This window comes from Tateyamaria omphalii (genome assembly GCF_019802125.1).
Classification (GTDB): Bacteria; Pseudomonadota; Alphaproteobacteria; order Rhodobacterales; family Rhodobacteraceae; genus Tateyamaria; species Tateyamaria omphalii_B.
On record NZ_JAHVHT010000001.1, the window covers coordinates 530,302 to 549,674 of the forward strand.

Sequence of the window (19,373 nt, forward strand, 5' to 3'; positions counted from 1 at the left end):
AAAATCTTGCGCCGCGCTACTCTGTTGGCCATGCGCCATATGCTTCTTGCCCTCGCCCTTGTTGCACTGCCGCTCAGCGCCTTTGCGCAAGAGACCCGCACGCCCAGCCACTGTATCGCCCTTGCAGAGCAAATCGACGGAGCACAGTTCGTGCACCGGGCCAGTTACGATGTGCAGGTGGCCCCCGAAACCGTCCGCATCCATTTCATCGCCCACGCCTCTTTCCTGATCCGCACGGCAGGCGGGCTGAACATGGTCACGGATTTTACCGGCTTCACCGGATCGGCACCGATGATCCCGGACGTGGTCACCATGAACCACGCGCACGAAACGCACTGGACCGCCAATCCCGACCCGGCGATCCCCCACGTCCTGCCCGGCTGGGGAGAGGAACACGGCGCAGGCATCAGCCACCGGCTCGATCTGGGCGAGGTGCTGGTCCGGAACGTGTCCACCGACATCCGCTCGCAATGGTCCGGGGTTGAGGAGAATGGCAATTCCATCTTCATCTTCGAGGTTGCGGGGCTGTGCATCGGCCATCTGGGCCACCTGCACCATGAACCCAACGCCGAACAATATGCGGCCATTGGGCGGCTCGATGTCGTGATGGCCGCTGTTGATGGCGGTATGACGGTCGATCTGCCCACCATGATGCGGATCGTGTCGCGTCTCAGGTCCTCGATCGTGATCCCGATGCACTGGTTCGGTGAATACACCCTTGATGCTTTCCTCACCGGGATGTCCGAAGAATTCCAGATCGTGGAAACAGGCGGGCCTTCGCTCGACGTGTCCCTCGACCGGTTGCCCAGCCGCCCGACAATCATGGTCCTGCGCCCGGAATGGCTGCGTGAGGACAGTGAATAACTGCGTTGTGGGTGCCTTGGCTTTCTGGCACCAACCGTTGCAGGGCGCAGGGGGAATACGATGCTGAATTCACTGACGGAAGAACGGGCACAGGCATTTCTGTCCCGCTTGCCAAAGGACCGTTTCGCCAAAGCTGATGCCGCGCATCTTCACGAACCGCGCGGTCGATACGCCGGACAAGCGGGCCTTCTCGCGCTGCCGCGCAACACGGATGAGGTTGCCACCCTCGTTCGCGCAGCCGCTGACATGCGCGTTCCGGTCATTCCCTATGGCGGCGGCACGGGCCTCGTGGGTGGCCAGGTGGCAGAGGCCGGACCGATCCCGCTGATCCTATCGCTGGAAAAAATGACGTCGATCAGCGCTGTGTATCCGGAGGAAAACGTTCTGATCGCGGATGCAGGCGTGATCCTCGCGGATGTGCAAGCCGCTGCAGAGCAGGCGAACCGTCTGTTTCCCCTGTCGCTGGCAGCAGAAGGGTCGGCACGTATCGGTGGCAATCTCAGCACCAATGCAGGCGGCACAGGCGTATTGCGCTATGGCAATGCACGCGATCTGTGCCTGGGGGTCGAGGCCGTGCTGCCAAGCGGTGAGGTGTTCCAGGGCCTCAGCAGACTGCGCAAGGACAACACCGGATATGACCTGCGTCACCTGTTGATAGGAGCAGAGGGAACCTTGGGCGTGATCACCGCTGCGGCCCTGAAACTCTTTCCGCGTCCATCGGCGACCGGCACGGCACTGATGCAGGTCACCTCGCCATCCGCCGCGCTGTCCCTGCTCGCGCTGGTGCGTGACCACGTCGGCGATGGCGTGTCTGCCTTCGAACTGATCGGTGCTCAGGGCTTCGCCTTTCTGGCCGAAACCATGCCGCAGGTGCGCAACCCCTGGACCAACACACCCGACTGGTGCGTGCTGATCGAGCTGGGCCTGACAGGGGCGCAGGACCCCGCCGCTGCGCTCGAAGGGCTCTTTGCAGCCGCAACCGAGGCCGGACTGGTGCAGGACGGCATGATCGCGCAGAACGCGCAGCAGTCGGCAGACTTCTGGTCGATCCGCGAAAACATACCCGAAGCCAACCGCCGCATCGGATCGGTCAGCTCGCACGACATCTCGGTGCCGCTGGGCGCGCTTGCCGATTTCATTGCCGAAGGCGGCAAACGCATCGCTGCCGTAGGAGATTTCCGGATCAACTGCTTCGGCCATGTGGGCGACGGCAATCTGCACTACAACGTCTTTCCCACGCCGGGCAAAAGCCGCGCGGATCACGAAGCGCAGAGACCGGAGATCAAACGGGTCGTGCATGATCTGGTCCATGAAATGGGCGGCTCCGTCAGCGCAGAGCATGGTGTCGGGCGGCTCAAGGTCGATGACCTCGAACGCTATGCTGACCCGACCAAGCTGGTCGCCATGCGGGCCATCAAGACGGCCCTTGATCCCCACGGCATCATGAACCCCGGTGCGGTCTTGCGGTTGCCAGGCGGCTGAAGGGGACGCAAGCATGTTGTCCACGCTGCGTACGCTGGCCCTGTCGCCGATTTTCGTGCCCCAAGCCCTCTGGGTGGCATCACGCGCCACGCGCTTGCCCGAGGCTGCAGGCCCGCGCACCGGTCGCGCCGGGCAGGGCCCCGCATTGCGGGTCTTGATTGTGGGCGACTCGTCCGCAGCGGGTGTCGGTGTCGCCGAACAGGATGCAGCCCTCGCCGGTCGGCTTGCCCATCACTTGGCACCGATGGCCTCCGTGTCCTGGGCGCTTGTGGCGAAATCGGGCTGGACCAGTCGTCAGGTGCTGCAGGCGATCGAGTTGCTGCCACCGGCCCGCGCAGACATCGCGGTGCTTGCCGTTGGTGTGAATGACGTCAAGAACGGTATGCACATTTCGAAGTGGCGAAAGAACTATACAGCGATCCTGCGATCCCTTCAGGCCAAGCATGGAGCGCAAGCCATCGTTGCATCGGGCGTTCCACCCTTGGGCCTGTTTCCGTTGCTCCCGTCTCCGTTGCGGAGTGTTCTCGGTGCGCGGGCGGAGCGGTTTGATGCCAGCCTTGCCGCGCTATGCGCAGAGGGCGAGGGTGTTCTCCATCTGCCATTTGATCAGCCGCTGACCCCGTCTGAGATGGCGCGCGACGGGTTTCATCCGGGCGCGCCGATCTACGACGCCTGGGCCACAAAAGTGGCCGAGGCTTTGCAGCCGTATTTGCACCGCATGGTACCCGAAAAGTCCGAGGTTTAGATACGAGAGCCTCGGTTCCCCGGTGCGATGATATCCAAGTGATGTAGCATCAGGACGCCATGAACCCGCCGTCGACGCAAAGCACGTGCCCCACAACATAAGCCGCAGCGTCCGATGTCAGCCAATGAACCGCTTCGGCGACCTCCTCCGGCGTGCCCATGCGGTGCAAGGGCAGGCTTGAAGCAACGGCATCAAGATCGAGACCGGGCTCCATGATCATGTCCGTCTTGACGCGCCCGGGCGCGACGATATTGATCCGCACGCCATGCTGCGCTTCTTCCATAGCCGCACTGCGCGCCAAGGAAACGACGGCCGCTTTGGATGCCGAATAAAGGGCAAAACCTGGGTTCGGATTGCGCAGTCCGCTGACAGAGGCGTTGACAACAATGGCGCCGCCTCCTTGGGCGCGCATGGCTGCGATCTGGTGCTGCAGGCAGGCGAAGACGCCACGCACGTTGGTGTCGAAGACCTGCGCATATGTGTCCATGGAGTGATCAACAAGGTGCGTGCGCGTCTCGCGAAAGCCCGCGTTGTTGAAGGCGATATCGAGCCGCCCATGTTGCGCAAGGATGCTGTCGTGCAGATGGGCAACGGCCGCAACGTCGGCAATATCATTCACTATCGCCTCAGCGCTGTGTCCCTTTGCCCTGATTTCGGCGACCGTGCTGTCAAGCGTTGCCGCACGTCGGCCGGTTACGATCACATGGGCGCCTGCAGCAGCGAGCCTCTGAGCAGTGGCCTTGCCGATGCCCGTACCGCCGCCGGTGACCAACGCGATCTTGTTTTTCGCTTCGACTGTGGACATGTGTCAGACCCTGCTGCGGTTGCCGTCCAAGCCTAGCCCGCCCCGCAGTTCGCAACAGGGGGAAGAGCCCCGATGGCCACGGGGCGGGGCATTGCGTGCCTGAATTGAAGGCCTATTCCCCGTCGAACGCACACAGCGCGTGCACGTCCATCCCCATCGCCTCAAGCCGCTTGCGGCCGCCGAGGTCGGGCAGGTCGATCACAAAGGCGCAGGACACGATCTCGCCGCCCAGCCGTTCCACCAGCTTGATCCCCGCTTCGGCTGTGCCGCCGGTGGCGAGCAGGTCATCGACGAGCAGGATTTTCTCTCCTGCCTTGATCGCATCATCATGCACTTCGACGATCGCCTCGCCGTATTCGAGCGTGTAGGCCTCACTGATCGTGGCGCCTGGCAGTTTGCCTTTCTTGCGGATCGGCACGAAGCCAACGCTCAACTGGTGGGCTATGGCGCCGCCCAGAATGAAGCCCCGCGCCTCCAGTCCCACCACCTTGTCGATCTCGAGCCCGGCATAGGGGTGCAGCATCTGATCGACGGCGATCCGGAACCCGCGCGGGTCGGCAAACAGGGTCGTCACATCGCGGAACATGATCCCCTCGTGGGGGAAGTCGACGATGGTGCGGATGTAATCCTGAACGGTCTTCATGTGGCTCTCCGAAGGGTGGCTGTCAGAACGCCCATGCCCACCAGCGTGGCCCCGCCCGCGCGGGTCAGCCACATCTGGACGACAGGGCGCGTGATGCGGCTGCGCATGGCGTTTGCGGCAAGGGCAAAGATCAGGGCGTTGACGCCCGCGATGCCCACGAAGGTCGCGATCAAGATGGCGGCTTGCGGGGCGAAAGATGCCGTGGGATCAATGAATTGCGGCACGAAGGCCACGAAGAAGGTGTTGGATTTCGGGTTCAGTGCCGTCACCGTCGCCAGATCGCGAAACACCTTGCCCGGCCTTTGCCCCGCGGGCTTGTCCATCAGGGTGGTTTGTTGCGGTGTTCTGGCACTCAGCAGCATCCGAAGACCGAGATAGACAAGGTACACCGCGCCCACCCATTTCAGGACAGTGAAGGCCAGCGCCGAGGTCAGGAACAGCGCACCGAGCCCGATGACCGAAAGGGTCATCGCGATCAGGTCCCCGGCTGCAACCCCGAGGGCGGAGGCGACGGCGACCCGTTTGCCTTGTGTCATTGCATAGCTCAGCACCATTATCAGCGTGGGGCCGGGAATCACCAGCAGGGCGGTCGAGGCGATGACGAATGTCAGCCAGAGATCTAAGGGCATATGGTGCTCCGTTGGAAGATGTCAGAGGACGCGGCCGGCGACTGCGTCGAGCTTGGCCACGAGGGCCGGATCACGATTGTCGGGCTGCGTGAGTATCGCAAATTCCAGCGCCCGATCGCAGCCATGGCGGCAGGGCGCGCGCTCTGCGCCGAGCAGGGCGGGCAGCCGTTTGATGAGCGCGCGACCCTTATCCGCGTTGCCCATAAGTATTTGAATAATCTGGGTTACATCCACTTCGCCGTGGTCAGGGTGCCAGCTGTCATAATCAGTGATCATGGCGACGGAGGCATAGCACAGCTCGGCCTCGCGGGCGAGTTTGGCCTCGGGCATGTTGGTCATTCCGATCACGTCGGCGCCCCAGCTTTCGCGGTACATCTTGGACTCGGCCAATGTCGAAAATTGCGGCCCTTCCATCGCCAGATAGGTGCCGCCCCTGTGCACGCTGATCCCGGCGACCCGCGCGGCCGTTTCGCAAGCATCGCTCAAACGCGGACACGTGGGATGGGCGACCGATACATGGGCCACGCAGCCCGTTCCGAAGAACGACTTTTCGCGGGCAAAGGTGCGGTCAATGAATTGATCTACAACGACAAAATCTCCCGGCGCCATCTCTTCGCGGAAACTGCCACAGGCTGAGACCGAGATCACATCCGTCACCCCCAATCGCTTCAGCGCGTCGATGTTCGCGCGGTAGGGCACGGTTGTTGGCGAATGCACGTGGCCGCGCCCGTGGCGGGGCAGGAACGCCATGTCCACGCCATCCAATGTGCCGGTCAGGATCTGGTCCGAAGGTGCGCCCCACGGCGTCTCAACCGCGGTCCATTCGGCTCCTTCCAGCCCGTCAATGTCGTAGATTCCGGAGCCACCGATCACTGCGATTTTGGTACGGGTCATGGAAGTCTCTCGTGCCGGGACTGAAAATTTTTTTGAACCAGAAACAGGCCGCCACCACCCGTACACCAGCCGTGCACCATGCGTACACCCCCCATGCACCCCTACCGCGCGCTGAGGTTGGGGAGGGCGCAACGGGTGCTGTCATGTGCAACGCGATTCGCGTGCAGACCGCGCGACGGGATGGGCAAGTGGCGTCCCCGCCCAAGAACCTCTGCGGGCGCGCCATGGGGAACCGCCTGGCCTTTGGCTGAGAGATTGCGCGTCTGCTTCATCCGGAAAACGCTCCTGCTCAGCGGCGCCTTTCTGCAACGGGTGGCGTGGCACGGGGTGCATGTGCAGAGTGTTGTGGTGCGGTGCTGCCCAACTGGTTGAACGTGACCGATCGGCGCGCGTGACCATCCTTTGCGGGTTGCGAATTGCGATGAAACGGGAAGCGGATCCCGTTGGCCCCGAAGACCACCAGATGGCGTTGCAGATCAGGCTTGCTTGGGCCGGGCCACTTTCAAGACCTCACAGAGCGTGATGTCGAGCGGCGCAGGCTTGCCCAGGAACCAGCCCTGGCCGCGATGGACGCCGATCTTGCGCAGCGTGTTCAGTTCGGCTTCGGTCTCGATCCCTTCGGCCACGATGATCGAATTCTGTTCCGTGGCGAAATGAACCATGGCGGCGGCGAGTGATCGTTTGGCAGCGTCCATGTCGATGCCGGATGTCAGTGACATGTCGAGCTTGAGGATATCGGGCGCCAGATGCACGATTTGCTGCAAGCCCGAATAGCCCGCCCCCGCGTCGTCAATGGCGAGGATCAGGCCAAGATCGCGCCAGGTCTGCAGTTCGGACATCAACGCCCGCGGGTCCTCGACGGCGCTGTGTTCCGTGATCTCCAGAACGATCCTGTCGATGGGGTGCCCGGCAAACACCTCGGCCAGGCGACCGGATGTGGCTGTGGCGGGGGATGCGTTGACCGACAGGTACACGTCATCCGGCAAAGATGCGAAACCATTCAAGGCAGCGTCGATCACTGCCAGTTCGAGGTCGATCCCAAGGCCGACATCTTCGGCTTCGGCAAACCAGATATCGGGTGAACGGTAGGGTTCGCCCTTGAAGCGGCACAGCGCTTCAAAGCCCGATGGGCGGGCGCTGCCGAGATGATAGATCGGTTGATAGACGACCGCGAACGCGCGCGTGTCCAGAATGCTTTGGATCAGGGCGGTTTTCGTGGCGCGGGTCTTTTCAACCTCGATCGCGCCGTTGACCTGATCGGCACAGAGATCGGCAAACATTTCCATGATCGCCAGATCGCGCGCGTTGAGCGACGGGTTCGGCGTGGGCGATAGGCAGCAGAACATGCCGTAGACCGATCCATCATCCCGGCGGATCGGGACACTGACATGGCTGCCGATGGGCACTTGTGCCGTGATGGGCATCGAAGCTGCCAGAGGAATGTCAGCCGTATCCGCGATGAGCGACGGCAGCCGACCCTCGACAATGTGGCGGCAATAGACGTCGTCGAGCGACCGGCGGTCCCCCGGTTTGACCAGATCTTCGAGGCCGGGCGCGTCGACCGCACGAAAAATTGACGTGTTCCCCTCGATCTCGGACAGGTAGGCGATTTCCATACCGAGATGTTCGCGCACGCTGGACAGGGCGCGCCGTATCACTTCATCCGCCGACCTTTTGTGGGTGTTGAATGCCGTGCTTTCCATCGCGTGGGTCCCTTTGACGTGTCGGAAGCGACCGTATCCGCAGCCCCGTTAACGCGCCTCTAAGGGACTGAAATGCGATGTGGAAAATTAGAGACATACCGGGTTCAGCCGTCTTCTGTCGGTCCGTGGTTTAAGGTGTCATGCGCTTGGCGCGTTGGACCAGATACGTGTAGACGCATTGTCCAATTGTGCCGCGCGGCCACGGCATACCGAGAAATACCGTGCCATCCGGTTCGAAGCTGCTATGTGCTGCACACATGACAGACCCGCGTATGGTGCAATGGTCTTTAACCCTTTCATGGTTTAGACGCCACCGATCGCGCCCCCAAGAGCAGACGGACCCCGCATGGCCTTTCTCGACAATCTCAATGCCAAGACCCGCTTTGGTGATTTTTCCATCGCGCCCGGCGACACCAAGCTGACGCCTGGACAGATCAAGACCGACCTGTTGTCCGGTCTGACCGTGGCGCTGGCGCTTGTGCCCGAGGCGGTGGCCTTTGCCTTTGTCGCGGGGGTGCACCCGCTGGTGGGGCTTTATGCGGCGTTCATGGTGGGCCTCATCACTGCGCTCTTCGGCGGCAGACCGGGCATGATCTCCGGTGCAACCGGGGCCTTGGCCGTGGTGATGGTGGCGCTCGTGGCGCAGCACGGGGTTGAGTACCTGTTTGCGACCGTTGTCCTTATGGGGCTCTTGCAGATCTTCGCGGGGGTGATGCAATGGGGCAAGTTCATTCGCCTCGTGCCGCACCCGGTGATGCTGGGCTTTGTGAACGGCCTGGCCATCGTAATTTTCCTCGCCCAGCTGACGCAGTTCAAGGTGCCCGGCAGTGCCGAGGCATCGGGTCACGGCATGGCGGGGGGTGACTGGCTGTCGGGGATGCCGCTGTACATGATGTTGGGCCTTGTGGCGCTGACCATGGCGATCATCTGGCTGGCGCCGCGCGTGACGCGCGCAATCCCTGCGCCACTGGCCGGCATCGGGATCGTGGCCGCCATCGTGATTGCCTTTGGTCTGGATGTGCCGCGCGTGGGCGATCTGGCCAGTATCGAAGGAGGGCTGCCGCCTTTCCACATCCCGATGGTGCCGCTGACCTGGGAAACGTTCGAGATCATCCTGCCCTACGCGGTGATCCTCGCCGCCATCGGCCTGATCGAAAGCCTTTTGACCCTGAACCTGGTGGGCGATCTGACCGGCCAGCGCGGTGGGGCCTCGCAAGAGTGCATCGCGCAGGGGCTTGCCAACACAGCCACCGGATTCTTCGGTGGCATGGGCGGCTGCGCCATGATCGGGCAATCCATGATCAACGTGAAGTCCGGCGGGCGTACGCGCATCGCCGGTGTGGCGGCGGCGCTGTTTCTGCTGGCCTTTATCCTTGTTGGTTCGTCCGTCATCGAACTGATCCCGCTGGCCGCTCTTGTGGGCGTGATGTTCATGGTGGTGATCGGGACGTTCGCCTGGAACTCTCTCAAGATCCTGCGCAAGGTGCCTTTGACCGATGCCTTTGTCATCGTGTTGGTGACAGTTGTGACGGTGATGGAGGACCTCGCTGTGGCCGTGGTCGTCGGTGTGATCGTGTCGGCGTTGGCCTATGCCTGGAACAACGCCCGCCGTATCCATGCCAAGACCTATACAACGCCCGAAGGCGCGCGCGTCTATCAGGTGCAGGGGCCGCTGTTTTTCGGTTCGGCCACGGGCTTTGTCGAGATGTTCAAGATCGACACCGATCCGCGTGAGGTCATCATCGACTTTGCCGACAGTCGCGTGGTGGACCAGTCCGCCCTGCAAGCGATCGAAGCGGTGGCCGCCAAGTATCAGGAGGCAGGCAAGCGGGTACAGTTGCGGCACCTGACCCACGATTGCCACAAGCTGCTTACCAAGGCCGGGCACCTGATCGTCGACAGTGATGACGACCCGGATTACGAGATTGCAACGGATTACGGTGTGCGCACGGGCATTCTGGGCGGGCACTGACGTTTCCCTGTCCACTTGCCAGCACAAAAATAGGGCCAATCCGCTGAGCGGTTTGGCCCTTTTTCGTCCAGCGACAGCCTGTGCGGTCGTGCTGGTCTGCGCGCGGACGGTCCGCGCGCTTTGCGTTACTCGGTGATCACGCCAACACCGGCGCCCACAACGGCACCTTCGACGCAGCGGCCGTTGGCCAGAACTTCACCGGCCGCACACCCGATGGCGCCGCCGACCACAGCACGCTGTGCTGTCGTGTCGCCGCAGGCCGAAAGGCCTAGAAATGCCGCTGTTGCGGTCAGTGCAATTACTTTGCTCATGGCCAATCTCCAAAGCCGTTTATGTCAGATGAGCCTAGCATGCGACGACGTTGGCCTTGAATGGGCAGCGGGATCAAACCGCCAATTGCGCGCCTATTCGCCTACGGCAACGAATTGACGCGACAATGGCTCTGCCTTTGCGCGATGCGGTCGACCGACGTTCTGTGAACATCTCACCTCTTGGGACAACCGCGCGTTTCGGGCGACGACTGCGTCAGCATTTGCTCAAGGCTGCGACATCGCCGGCCTGCAAGGCGGGCACCGCCGCCGCAACCCGATCTGCGGGCCAATCCCACCAGGCAAGTGCATTCAGTGTCTCGATCTCGGCTTCCGAAAACCGCATCCGCACCACTTGGCCCGGGTTGCCCGCGACGATGGCGTAGTCGGGCACGTCGCCCCGCACCACGGCACCTGCGCCCACGATCACGCCGTTGCCGATCCGCGTACCGGGACAGACAATGGCGCCGTAGCCCAGCCACACATCATGGCCGATCACCGTATCGCGGCTGTCGGGCTGATAGCTGGCCATTTGCGTAGGATCGAAGATGGGAAAAGGAAACGTCGTCAGCCCGTCCATGGCGTGATTTGCGCCGGACGTGATGAAACGGACACCATGCGCGATCTGGCAATAGCGCCCGATCCGCAGTTTTTCCGGCCCGTACCCGAAAAGATACGGTGCCAGATGCACCGCCCAGTCAGCCACCGGTGAAAAGTCAGAGGCGTAGGTGTAGTCCCCGACCTCCCATCCCGGATTGTCGATCACCTGGTTCAGAAAGACGGTGCCCTGATGCTCGGTCCCGTCAGGCAGGGTGACGGGATAGGCGCGGTGCGGGTCCGGAAATGTCATTCGCCCGGCCGCTTGAGGCTGAACTTCTCGCGGATCACGGAATAGTCGCGATAGCCCATACGTGTGAGCGGATTGAATTTCAGCACGTCGAACACGCCGTCCACCACGCAATCGTCGCGCAAGTGGATGCCCACGACCTCTCCGAACACGACATAGTTCGTCTCACCCTTGATCTTGTGGATCTGGGTCATGCGGCATTCAAGCGATGCAGGGGCTGCGGCCACGCGGGGGCAGTTGATCTCGGTACATTCCCCCTTGTCCACGGAAGCGAGCGAGAACTCGTCCGTGTCCGCGCTCCAGTCGCCGGAGGTTTGGTTCATCACATCCTTCATCGCGTATTCCACGATGTTCACGCAGAACACGCCGGTGTCGCGGATGTTGGCGACGGTGTCCTTGGTCCCGTCGCGGTCGGGCTTGGCACTAGTCGATGCAAACATGACCTGCGGCGGGACGTAGGCCGTGGCGTTGAAGAAGGAATAGGGCGCCAGATTGTCCGAACCGTCACTGCCGCGCGTCGCCACCCAGGCGATGGGGCGGGGTGTGACGATGGCGTTGAAGGGGTTGTGCGGCAGGCCGTGGCCGTCGGCGGGGCGGTAGAACATGGGGCCTCCAATTCGTGCGTTTGCGCAAGGGTTATCGCCATGCTAGGGCGGGGGCCAGCCCTGACGAACGATATGCTCCGCACCACCCATGTACCATCTGCGCACAGAGACGCCCGAGGATCGGTGGGAGGTCGAGGCCCTTTATGATCTGTGCTTTGCGCCGGGGCGCGAGGCGTTGTCGTCTTACCGTTTGCGCGATGACGTACCCCCCGTTGCGGGGCTGAGCCATGTGGCGCGGGATATCGACGGCATTCTGGCAGGGGCCATCCGCTATTGGCCTGTGCGTATTGGCGTGCAATCGGCGCTGCTTTTGGGCCCGGTCGCCGTGCACCCCACACGGCAGGGCGAGGGCTTGGGCGGTGAGCTGATCGAGACCTCGCTCAGCCGCGCGCAGCTTTCGGGCTGGGACCGGGTCATGCTGGTGGGCGACGCGCCGTACTATTCACGCTTCGGGTTTGCGCGTCTTGCAGATGTGGTGATGCCGCCGCCCACGAACCCCGACCGGGTGCTGGGTCGGGATCTGAAACCCGGCGCATGGACCGGGATTGCCGGGGATGTTGCGCGGTTCAGTTGATATGGGCGGTGGTCCTGCCCATCTTGAGGCCATGAACCAGATCATCGTCGTACCCGATCCGCTGAACACCGAAGATGAGCTTGATCGCCTCGCCAAGCGTTACAAGGCCGCGGGTGGCATGGGTATCCAGGTGCTGAATGCCCTTGGCACGCAGGCCGACGGGCTGTTGAACCGCCTGCCTGAACCCGTGCAGGACCAGTTGACCGACGCGACCCGCGCCGCACTGACCCAGGCGCTGGGCGCGGCCAGCCGGTCGCGCGGCATGGTGCCGGATCAGGCGGAGTGGCTGAACGCAACGGTGAGTGCGGCCATGGGCGCAGCCGGTGGCTTTGGCGGGTTGCCCACGGCACTGGCCGAGTTGCCCGTCACAACCACGCTGCTGTTGCGCGTGATCGAGGGCGTGGCCGAAGAACACGGGTTTGACGCCACCGCAGACTCGGTGCGGTTCGACTGCATTCAGGTCTTTTCCGCCGCTGGCCCGCTGGAACATGACGACGGCTCCGACATCGGCTTCCTGTCGGCCCGCATGGCGCTCAGCGGTGCGGCGATGCAGGCCATGATCACCCGTGTTGCACCAAAACTGGCCGTTGTTCTGGGGCAGAAGCTGGCGGCACAGGCCGTGCCTGTTCTGGGTGCTGCCGCAGGGGCCGCGATCAACTTCAGCTACACCAAGTATTACACCGACATGGCCCATGTGCATTTCGGCCTGCGCCGCCTGTCGGTCGAGGCGGATCAGCCGCACCAGGCCATGGTCGAACGACTACGCCGCGAGGTGCTGGCCCTCAAGTAGCGCCGCCCGAGATCGCCGACTGCGCCACCGACGTGGCCTTGATCACTGCAAAGAGTTGCTGACCTTCTACCAGCCCCATGCTCTGTACAGCCCGCCCCGTGACACGCGCCAACAGGGCGTCCCCACCCGCATCCAGCGCAATCGCAGCCCCCGGTCCATCGCCTGCGCGAATGGTGCGAATGGTGACGGGCAGGATGTTCTGCGCACTCAGCCCCTGCGGCTCGGTCAGCGACAAAAGCACATCCTGCGCCAGCACGCGCAGACGCACCTCGGCCCCGACCGGCGCCTGCACGCCCAGAAGCTGGATGGTGCCTGCCGCGAGCTGCAGGGTACTCAGCCCATCCTCGCCATGCTCCACGACGCGCGCGCGCAGGACCGCGCCCGCCTCCCGCACCCCCAGCAGCGGCACGGCCGCAGGATCGGCCATCACGTCAAAAAGCGGCCCCGCACGCGCGACCCGGCCCCCCGCCAACAGCACCATGTGATCAGCCAGTCGCGCGACCTCGTCCACCGCATGGCTGACATAGAGGATTGGCACGCCTGTCTCGGCCTTGAGCCGGTCGAGATAGGGCAGGATCTCGGCCTTGCGCGGTCCGTCGAGTGCGGCCAGCGGCTCATCCATCAGCAACAGCCGCGGGTTCGACAACAGCGCCCGGCCTAGGGCGACACGCTGCTTCTCCCCGCCCGACAACGTGGCAGGACGGCGGTCCAGCAGCGCGCCGATGCCCAGCATCTCGATGATCCGGGGCCGGTCACTGGCGCGCGCGCCGTACCGGCTGGCATAGTCCAGATTGTCGGCCACGGTCATATGCGGAAACAGGCGCGCGTCCTGAAACACGTACCCGACGCGGCGCCGGTGCACCGGCAACGTGTCGAACCGGGTGCCATCGAGCGTGATCTGCCCGTGATCCGGGCGCAATAGGCCGGCAACGGCATTCACAATGGTCGTCTTGCCGGCCCCCGACCGGCCAAACAGGGCGGTAACCCCCGGTCCAGCGTCAAAGGCGACATCCAGATCGAACCCACCAAAACGGTGGCGGAGGGCAACCGAGAGCGTCATGCGCCCGCAATCCTGCGTGCGACCCGGCGGGCCAGCCATTCCGACAAGGCCACGGCCCCCAGCGCAATGATACAGGCCCAGATCACCAGCTTGATCGCTGCATCCTCGCCGCCCGGCACCTGCAAAAGCGCGTAGATGGCCGAGGGCAGCGTCTGCGTCTCGCCGGGGATATTGGCGACGAAAGTGATGGTGGCGCCGAACTCGCCGATGGCCTTGGCAAAGCCCATGACAGCGCCCGCCAGCACGCCGGGCAGGATCAGGGGCAGGGTGATGGAGCCGAAGACGGCCCAGCCGGGCGCCCCAAGGGTGCGGGCCGCGTCCTCGATCTTTGGATCGACGGCTTCGATGGCGAGGCGGATGGCACGGACCATAAGGGGAAAGCCCATGATGCCAGCCGCAAGGGCCGCCCCCGTCCAGCGAAAGGCGAAGACTAGGCCAAAAGTCTCTTCCAGAAAGCGGCCCGCCGGGCCATTGCGGCCAAATCCGATCAGCAGCAGGTAGCCGGTCACGACCGGGGGCAGCACGAGGGGCAGGTGGACCAGCGCGTTCAGGGCCGATTTGCCCCAGAACTCGCGCCGGGCCAGCAGCCACGCGATCCAGATGGCCAGGGGCAGGGCCACCAGGGTGGCGGTCACGCCCACCAGCAGCGACAGGCGCAAGGCCGTCCATCCGGCAGCGTCCAGCATCATGGCGCGCGGAACCCCGCGGCAACAAAGGTATCGGTGCGTGCGGCCAAATGGTTGAGAAAGGCCTCGCCATCGGGGGTCAGGGCAATGCCTGGGTAGATGATCGCAGGATGCCTGTCCGTGGGCACAGTGTAGACCACGCTCACATCGTCGCTGGCCGCCGCGTCAGAGGCATAGACGATCCCGAGGGGCGTCTCGCCCCGTGCCACAAGGGCAAGCGCCGCGCGCACGTTCTCGGTTTCGGCAAGGTGGGGCCGGACCGTGTCCCACGCGCCGATGTCGCTCAACCAGGCGTGCGCGTAGATGCCTGCCGGAACCGACAGGTGCTGGCCCATGGCGAGGCGCCCGCCGTCCAAACGCGCCAAAAGCACTTCGGCCGTTACATCGGGCAGGGGTGGCGCAGCCAAGGGTCCGACAACCACGAGGCTGTTGGACAGAAGGGGACTGGCCGTCTCTGTCCCTATGCCGCGGTCCACCAGCCACGCGGCCCAGTCTGCATTTGCAAGGATCACGGCGTCAGCAGGTGCGCCCTGGCTGACCTGGCGCGCCATCGCACCGCTGCCGCCATAGCTGATCACAACGTCGCCATCCCAGGCCTGGGCCACGTCGTCGAGCGGCCCTTGCAAGGACGCCGCAGCAAACAGGCGCACAGGCTCCGCCCGCGCGCTTGTCATGCTTGATGCGGCCACGCAAACCAGCACCAAGCCCTTGATCCAGTTCAGGCTTTTCATCGCCCCGAACTATTGGGCAAGCCGCACGGTGCCTCAAGGCTAAAACGCCGCTTCGATGCGAAGGTCGTGGTGCAAGGATGCCACCGCCTACCGGTCCTTATAGGTCCACAATGTGCCCGATAACTGGTCATTAACCAAAAACAGCGTTATATTACCCATAATTACGGAGGGCAGGGCAGTGACGGCCCCGATGATCAAACAACTCCCGCTGTCTTTAGGGCGGGCAAAAAAAGCGGATGTGCGGACCCAGTTTGCGGCCCTGTGCTACCGGTTGAACAACGACAAGGTGCAAGTGCTGTTGGTGACCTCGCGCCGTACGCGGCGGTGGATCATTCCCAAGGGTTGGCCAATGGACGGGCTGACCCCGGGTGACAGTGCCGCGCAGGAAGCGTGGGAAGAGGCCGGAGCCAAGGGGCGCGCCGATCAGCGCCCGCTGGGCATGTTCTCCTATAGCAAGGACATGGGGGATGATGCCGGGCTGCCGGTCGTGGCCATGGTCTATGCGCTCAAGGTGAAGTCGCTGGCAGGCGATTATCCCGAAGCGTCCGAGCGCAAACGCAAGTGGGTGAGCCGGAAGAAGGCGGCGCAGATGGTGGATTCTCCGGAACTGGCCCGCATACTGCGCGATTTTGACCCGCGCTACCTGGCGTAGGTCAGTGCCTTTTGCGCCTTTGACCTTCTTCTCCTAGCCCCTATGCTCTTGCAGCGATGATCAAGTATGCACTCAAATGTGCCGATGGGCACGACTTCGAAAGCTGGTTTGCCGGTGCCGACGCCTTTGACAGTCTGAAGGCGGCGGGTCACCTGTCTTGCTCGGTCTGCGGGACGTCCGATGTGGCCAAGGCCATCATGGCACCGCGTGTCAGCACGGCCAAAGAGGGTGCACCCGAGCCGGACCTGTCGGCACCGGGGTCCGAGGTCGAGGCAGCGATGACCAAGATGCGCGAGGCGGTCGAGAAGAACGCCACATATGTGGGCGGCAACTTTGCCTCCGAAGCGTTGGCGCAGCATCTGGGCGAACAGCCTGACCGCCCGATCTGGGGCGAGGCGAACCGGGAAGAGGCCAAGCAACTGATCGAAGACGGCGTGCCCGTGGCCCCGCTGCCCTTTATCCCGTCACGCAAAGCGAACTGAGGGTTTCCATGCACATTCTGATCACCGGGGCGACCCGGGGCATTGGCGCCGGTCTGGCCGCAGCCTATCGCGCGCAAGGGCACGACGTAACCGGCACGGGCCGGTCATCCGGGGCGGAGGTGACACTGGATGTCACCCAGCCACAGGATCACCGCGCGATGGCCGCGCAGCTTGCCGGGCGACCGATTGATCTGCTGGTCTGCAACGCGGGCGTCTACCTGGACAAGGGCAATGATCTCGAAACCGGCTATGCCGCTGATCTCTGGGCGCAGACCTTTGCTGCGAACGTGACGGGTGTGTTCCTGACCGTTCAAACCCTGCTGCCGAACCTGCGTGCCGCCCCTGCGCCGCGCATCGCGATCATCTCGTCTCAGATGGCCTCGCACACCCGCGCGCCAGGCGGCAGCTACATCTACCGCGCGTCCAAGGCCGCTGTGTTGAACCTGGGGCGCAATCTGTCGTCGGATTTGGCGGGCGAGGTGGCAGTGGGCATCTATCACCCCGGCTGGGTGCAGACGGATATGGGCGGCGGTGCGGCCGACATCACCGTGGACGAGGCGGTGGTGGGGCTGATGCAGCGCTTTGCTGCTCTGAACCACGAGACCACCGGCTGTTTCGAGACCTGGGACGGGCGCGCGCACGCCTATTGATCCGTACCTGATCCAAAGGATGCCTTCGGCGACGTGATTCATTTTTGCTGACGAGGGGGCTGTCTGCCCCCTCGAGCTCCCCCGATCGTATTTTTCGTCAGAAGAAGCAGCGTGCCTTGGCGTCGCGCGTCCTTGCAACTTTGCGGGCGCACGGGTAAGGCCGGGCGGACGAAAAATTGGGGCCCTTCATGCCTGTTCTCGTGATGAAATTCGGCGGCACATCTGTCGCCACGCTGGACCGCATCCGCCGCGCTGCCAAGCGCGTGGGCGTCGAGGTGGCCAAGGGCTATGACGTGATCGTCATCGTGTCGGCCATGTCGGGCAAGACCAACGAGCTGGTGGGCTGGGTGAACGAAACCTCGCCCCTGTTTGATGCCCGCGAATATGATGCCGTCGTGTCGAGCGGAGAGAACGTGACCGCCGGGCTTATGGCCCTGACCCTGCAGGAAATGGACGTGCCCGCGCGGTCCTGGCAGGGCTGGCAGGTGCCGTTGAAGACAAACTCGTCGCATTCGTCGGCCCGTATCGAAGAGATCCCCACCGACAACATCAACGCCAAGTTCGGCGAGGGCATGCGCGTCGCCGTGGTCGCCGGTTTCCAGGGCATCAGCCCAGAAGGACGCATCACCACGCTGGGCCGGGGCGGCTCGGACACCACCGCTGTCGCCTTTGCCGCGGCCTTCGACGCGGAGCGCTGCGACATCTATACGGACGTCGACGGCGTCTATACCACCGACCCACGGGTCAGCCCCAAGGCGCGCAAGCTCGAAAAGATCGCGTTCGAGGAAATGCTGGAACTCGCCTCGCTCGGCGCCAAGGTGCTGCAAACCCGTTCGGTCGAGCTCGCGATGCGCTACAAAGTGCGCCTGCGCGTGCTGTCGAGTTTCGAAGAACAATCCGACAATGCAGGCACGCTGGTCTGCGACGAGGAGGATATCATGGAAAGCAATGTCGTGGCCGGTGTGGCCTTTTCCCGAGACGAGGCGAAGATGACGCTTGTGTCTGTCGCCGACCGCCCCGGCATCGCCGCCACCATCTTTACCGCGCTGTCCGAGGCGGGCGTGAACGTCGATATGATCGTCCAGAACATCTCGGAAGAGGGGCGGACGGACATGACCTTCTCCTGTCCCACCGATCAGGTCGCGCGCGCGGAAAAGGCGATGGACGCCGCCAAGGGCGAAGGGATCATCAACTTCCACGAGCTGATCGCCGACACGGATGTCGCCAAGATCAGCGTCGTGGGCATCGGGATGCGCAGCCACACCGGCGTCGCGGCCAAGATGTTCCAGTGCCTGAGCGCCGAGGGTATCAACATCAAGGTCATCACCACGTCCGAGATCAAGATCAGCGTGCTGATTGACCGCAAATACATGGAATTGGCGGTGCAGGCCCTGCACGACGCCTTCGAGTTGGACAAAGCGGCCTAAGCCCCCATCTAGAGCGCAACGCCGACGTCAGGAGGCGTGTCAATGTTGCGCACGCTCTACGCTTTTCTTCTTGTGATCTGGGCTGTTCCGGCCGCAGCAACCCAATTGCCGGAGCGCGTGGGCAACGCGCTCTTGCACGTCATCGCGCATGAAGCCGGGCATGCGGTTCTGCGCGAATTTGACCTGCCCATCCTTGGTCCCGAAGAGGGCATCGCCGAGGATTTCGCGACCGCTTACATCTACCTGACCCTGCCCGAAAGGGCCGAGGCCATCATCGAGGCGCGCGCAGCGCAGCACCGGGCCGACGGTGCAACACCGGGACCATTTTCGGAATATCGCCCAGACGCACAACTGGCGGGGCGGATGATCTGCCTGCTCTATGGTTTTGATCCGGACCGCTACACGGCGCTCGCTGACCGGCAAATGATGAACGAAAACGCGCGCGACAATTGCGCCGATATGGCCCCGGAAGTGTTGCGCAGCTGGCGGCGCACGCTTCAGCCCTTGTGGATGGACCCCGACGCGCGGGTGACCGAAGTGGGCCTGCGCGTCGACCCGGATCTGGAAGGTATGGCGATGGCCAATCGCGGCCTGATCGAGACCGCGCTGGACATGCTGACCCGTATCGACTGGCACTCCCGCGTCACGCTGGAACTGGCGCAATGTGACGGAACGGCCGGCTGGCAGCGCAACGGGCGCACCATTTTCCTCTGCAGCGCCTATGTGGACAGGATGATTGCTCAATTGGCAAATTGATCTGCCTGATGCTGCGGATTACAGCGCATATACCACTTATACGGGAAACTTGACGCTTGGTAGGTCGC

At 63.4% G+C, this 19,373-nt stretch carries 22 protein-coding genes; 11 read left to right on the plus strand and 11 right to left on the minus strand.

Going from position 1 to position 19,373, the window contains the following annotated elements; genetic code table 11:
- The first annotated feature begins 39 nt into the window (after positions 1–39).
- Genes KUV51_RS02630 through KUV51_RS02640 form a run of 3 tightly spaced genes read left to right on the plus strand, consistent with a single transcriptional unit; the run spans position 40 to position 3,091 of the window.
- On the plus strand, positions 40–864 hold the full coding sequence (locus tag KUV51_RS02630) for an MBL fold metallo-hydrolase (protein ID WP_261385708.1): 825 nt from the start codon (positions 40–42) through the stop codon (positions 862–864).
- Positions 865–924: 60 nt separating this feature from the next.
- Positions 925–2,346 carry an FAD-binding oxidoreductase gene (locus KUV51_RS02635; protein ID WP_222520061.1) on the plus strand — a complete coding sequence of 474 codons (1,422 nt, stop codon included), beginning with the start codon at positions 925–927 and terminating at the stop codon, positions 2,344–2,346.
- Positions 2,347–2,359: 13 nt separating this feature from the next.
- The gene (locus KUV51_RS02640) at positions 2,360–3,091 is read left to right on the plus strand and encodes an SGNH/GDSL hydrolase family protein (protein ID WP_222520062.1); all 732 of its coding nucleotides are present in this window, start codon (positions 2,360–2,362) and stop codon (positions 3,089–3,091) included.
- A gap of 49 nt (positions 3,092–3,140) precedes the next feature.
- On the opposite strand, the gene KUV51_RS02645 is transcribed toward KUV51_RS02640, so the two are convergent.
- The 5 genes from KUV51_RS02645 to KUV51_RS02665 all read right to left on the minus strand — a co-directional run bounded on the left by KUV51_RS02645 (position 3,141) and on the right by KUV51_RS02665 (position 7,765).
- Positions 3,141–3,896 carry an SDR family NAD(P)-dependent oxidoreductase gene (locus KUV51_RS02645; protein WP_222520063.1) on the minus strand — a complete coding sequence of 252 codons (756 nt, stop codon included), beginning with the start codon at positions 3,894–3,896 and terminating at the stop codon, positions 3,141–3,143.
- Between the two features lie 112 nt (positions 3,897–4,008).
- Complete coding sequence (locus tag KUV51_RS02650) at positions 4,009–4,539, minus strand: adenine phosphoribosyltransferase (protein WP_222520064.1); 531 nt, start codon at positions 4,537–4,539, stop codon at positions 4,009–4,011.
- On the minus strand, positions 4,536–5,168 hold the full coding sequence (locus tag KUV51_RS02655; RefSeq protein WP_222520065.1) for a LysE family translocator: 633 nt from the start codon (positions 5,166–5,168) through the stop codon (positions 4,536–4,538). Before KUV51_RS02655 ends, KUV51_RS02650 begins: the two co-directional genes overlap by 4 nt.
- Before the next feature lie 21 nt (positions 5,169–5,189).
- Complete coding sequence (locus tag KUV51_RS02660) at positions 5,190–6,062, minus strand: S-methyl-5'-thioadenosine phosphorylase (protein ID WP_222520066.1); 873 nt, start codon at positions 6,060–6,062, stop codon at positions 5,190–5,192.
- 476 nt (positions 6,063–6,538) lie between these two features.
- Complete coding sequence (locus KUV51_RS02665; RefSeq protein ID WP_222520067.1) at positions 6,539–7,765, minus strand: EAL domain-containing protein; 1,227 nt, start codon at positions 7,763–7,765, stop codon at positions 6,539–6,541.
- A gap of 346 nt (positions 7,766–8,111) precedes the next feature.
- Here KUV51_RS02665 and KUV51_RS02670 point away from each other — a divergent pair, with 346 nt between their 5' ends.
- Positions 8,112–9,737 (plus strand): SulP family inorganic anion transporter, encoded by a 1,626-nt coding sequence (locus KUV51_RS02670; protein WP_222520068.1) that lies wholly within the window; start codon positions 8,112–8,114, stop codon positions 9,735–9,737.
- A 125-nt stretch (positions 9,738–9,862) separates the two neighbouring features.
- On the opposite strand, the gene KUV51_RS02675 is transcribed toward KUV51_RS02670, so the two are convergent.
- The 3 genes from KUV51_RS02675 to KUV51_RS02685 form a co-directional block, all read right to left on the minus strand.
- Positions 9,863–10,048: a hypothetical protein gene (locus tag KUV51_RS02675; RefSeq protein WP_222520069.1), complete on the minus strand. Its 186-nt coding sequence runs from the start codon at positions 10,046–10,048 to the stop codon at positions 9,863–9,865.
- Between the two features lie 214 nt (positions 10,049–10,262).
- A complete protein-coding gene (locus tag KUV51_RS02680) occupies positions 10,263–10,895 on the minus strand; it encodes a CatB-related O-acetyltransferase (RefSeq protein WP_222520070.1) in 633 nt (210 codons plus the stop codon).
- The gene (locus tag KUV51_RS02685) at positions 10,892–11,497 is read right to left on the minus strand and encodes a flavin reductase family protein (RefSeq protein WP_222520071.1); all 606 of its coding nucleotides are present in this window, start codon (positions 11,495–11,497) and stop codon (positions 10,892–10,894) included. Before KUV51_RS02685 ends, KUV51_RS02680 begins: the two co-directional genes overlap by 4 nt.
- Positions 11,498–11,585: 88 nt before the next feature.
- On the opposite strand from KUV51_RS02685, the gene KUV51_RS02690 reads away from it, so the two are divergent.
- Both KUV51_RS02690 and KUV51_RS02695 read left to right on the plus strand, forming a co-directional pair.
- Positions 11,586–12,071, plus strand: a complete 486-nt coding sequence (locus tag KUV51_RS02690; protein ID WP_222520072.1) for a GNAT family N-acetyltransferase — start codon at positions 11,586–11,588, stop codon at positions 12,069–12,071.
- A 31-nt stretch (positions 12,072–12,102) separates the two neighbouring features.
- Positions 12,103–12,861 (plus strand): EcsC family protein, encoded by a 759-nt coding sequence (locus KUV51_RS02695; protein ID WP_222521215.1) that lies wholly within the window; start codon positions 12,103–12,105, stop codon positions 12,859–12,861.
- Here the strand turns inward: KUV51_RS02695 and modC are convergent.
- Genes modC through modA form a run of 3 tightly spaced genes read right to left on the minus strand, consistent with a single transcriptional unit; the run spans position 12,854 to position 15,338 of the window.
- A complete protein-coding gene (gene modC / locus KUV51_RS02700) occupies positions 12,854–13,921 on the minus strand; it encodes a molybdenum ABC transporter ATP-binding protein (protein ID WP_222520073.1) in 1,068 nt (355 codons plus the stop codon). The genes KUV51_RS02695 and modC overlap by 8 nt on opposite strands.
- The gene (gene modB / locus KUV51_RS02705) at positions 13,918–14,610 is read right to left on the minus strand and encodes a molybdate ABC transporter permease subunit (protein WP_222520074.1); all 693 of its coding nucleotides are present in this window, start codon (positions 14,608–14,610) and stop codon (positions 13,918–13,920) included. The genes modC and modB overlap by 4 nt, the downstream gene beginning before the upstream one ends.
- Entirely contained in the window at positions 14,607–15,338 is a 732-nt protein-coding gene (gene modA, locus KUV51_RS02710) for a molybdate ABC transporter substrate-binding protein (protein ID WP_261385615.1), read from the minus strand. Before modA ends, modB begins: the two co-directional genes overlap by 4 nt.
- A gap of 238 nt (positions 15,339–15,576) precedes the next feature.
- On the opposite strand from modA, the gene KUV51_RS02715 reads away from it, so the two are divergent.
- From KUV51_RS02715 to KUV51_RS02735, 5 genes are all read left to right on the plus strand, one after another.
- On the plus strand, positions 15,577–15,990 hold the full coding sequence (locus KUV51_RS02715) for an NUDIX hydrolase (protein WP_315898782.1): 414 nt from the start codon (positions 15,577–15,579) through the stop codon (positions 15,988–15,990).
- Positions 15,991–16,046: 56 nt separating this feature from the next.
- The gene (locus tag KUV51_RS02720) at positions 16,047–16,472 is read left to right on the plus strand and encodes a DUF1178 family protein (protein ID WP_222520076.1); all 426 of its coding nucleotides are present in this window, start codon (positions 16,047–16,049) and stop codon (positions 16,470–16,472) included.
- A gap of 8 nt (positions 16,473–16,480) precedes the next feature.
- On the plus strand, positions 16,481–17,122 hold the full coding sequence (locus KUV51_RS02725) for an SDR family NAD(P)-dependent oxidoreductase (RefSeq protein ID WP_222520077.1): 642 nt from the start codon (positions 16,481–16,483) through the stop codon (positions 17,120–17,122).
- A 188-nt stretch (positions 17,123–17,310) separates the two neighbouring features.
- Positions 17,311–18,549, plus strand: coding sequence for an aspartate kinase (locus KUV51_RS02730; protein WP_222520078.1), 1,239 nt, complete (start codon positions 17,311–17,313; stop codon positions 18,547–18,549).
- 42 nt (positions 18,550–18,591) lie between these two features.
- Complete coding sequence (locus tag KUV51_RS02735; protein WP_222520079.1) at positions 18,592–19,305, plus strand: DUF4344 domain-containing metallopeptidase; 714 nt, start codon at positions 18,592–18,594, stop codon at positions 19,303–19,305.
- Positions 19,306–19,373: the final 68 nt, after the last annotated feature.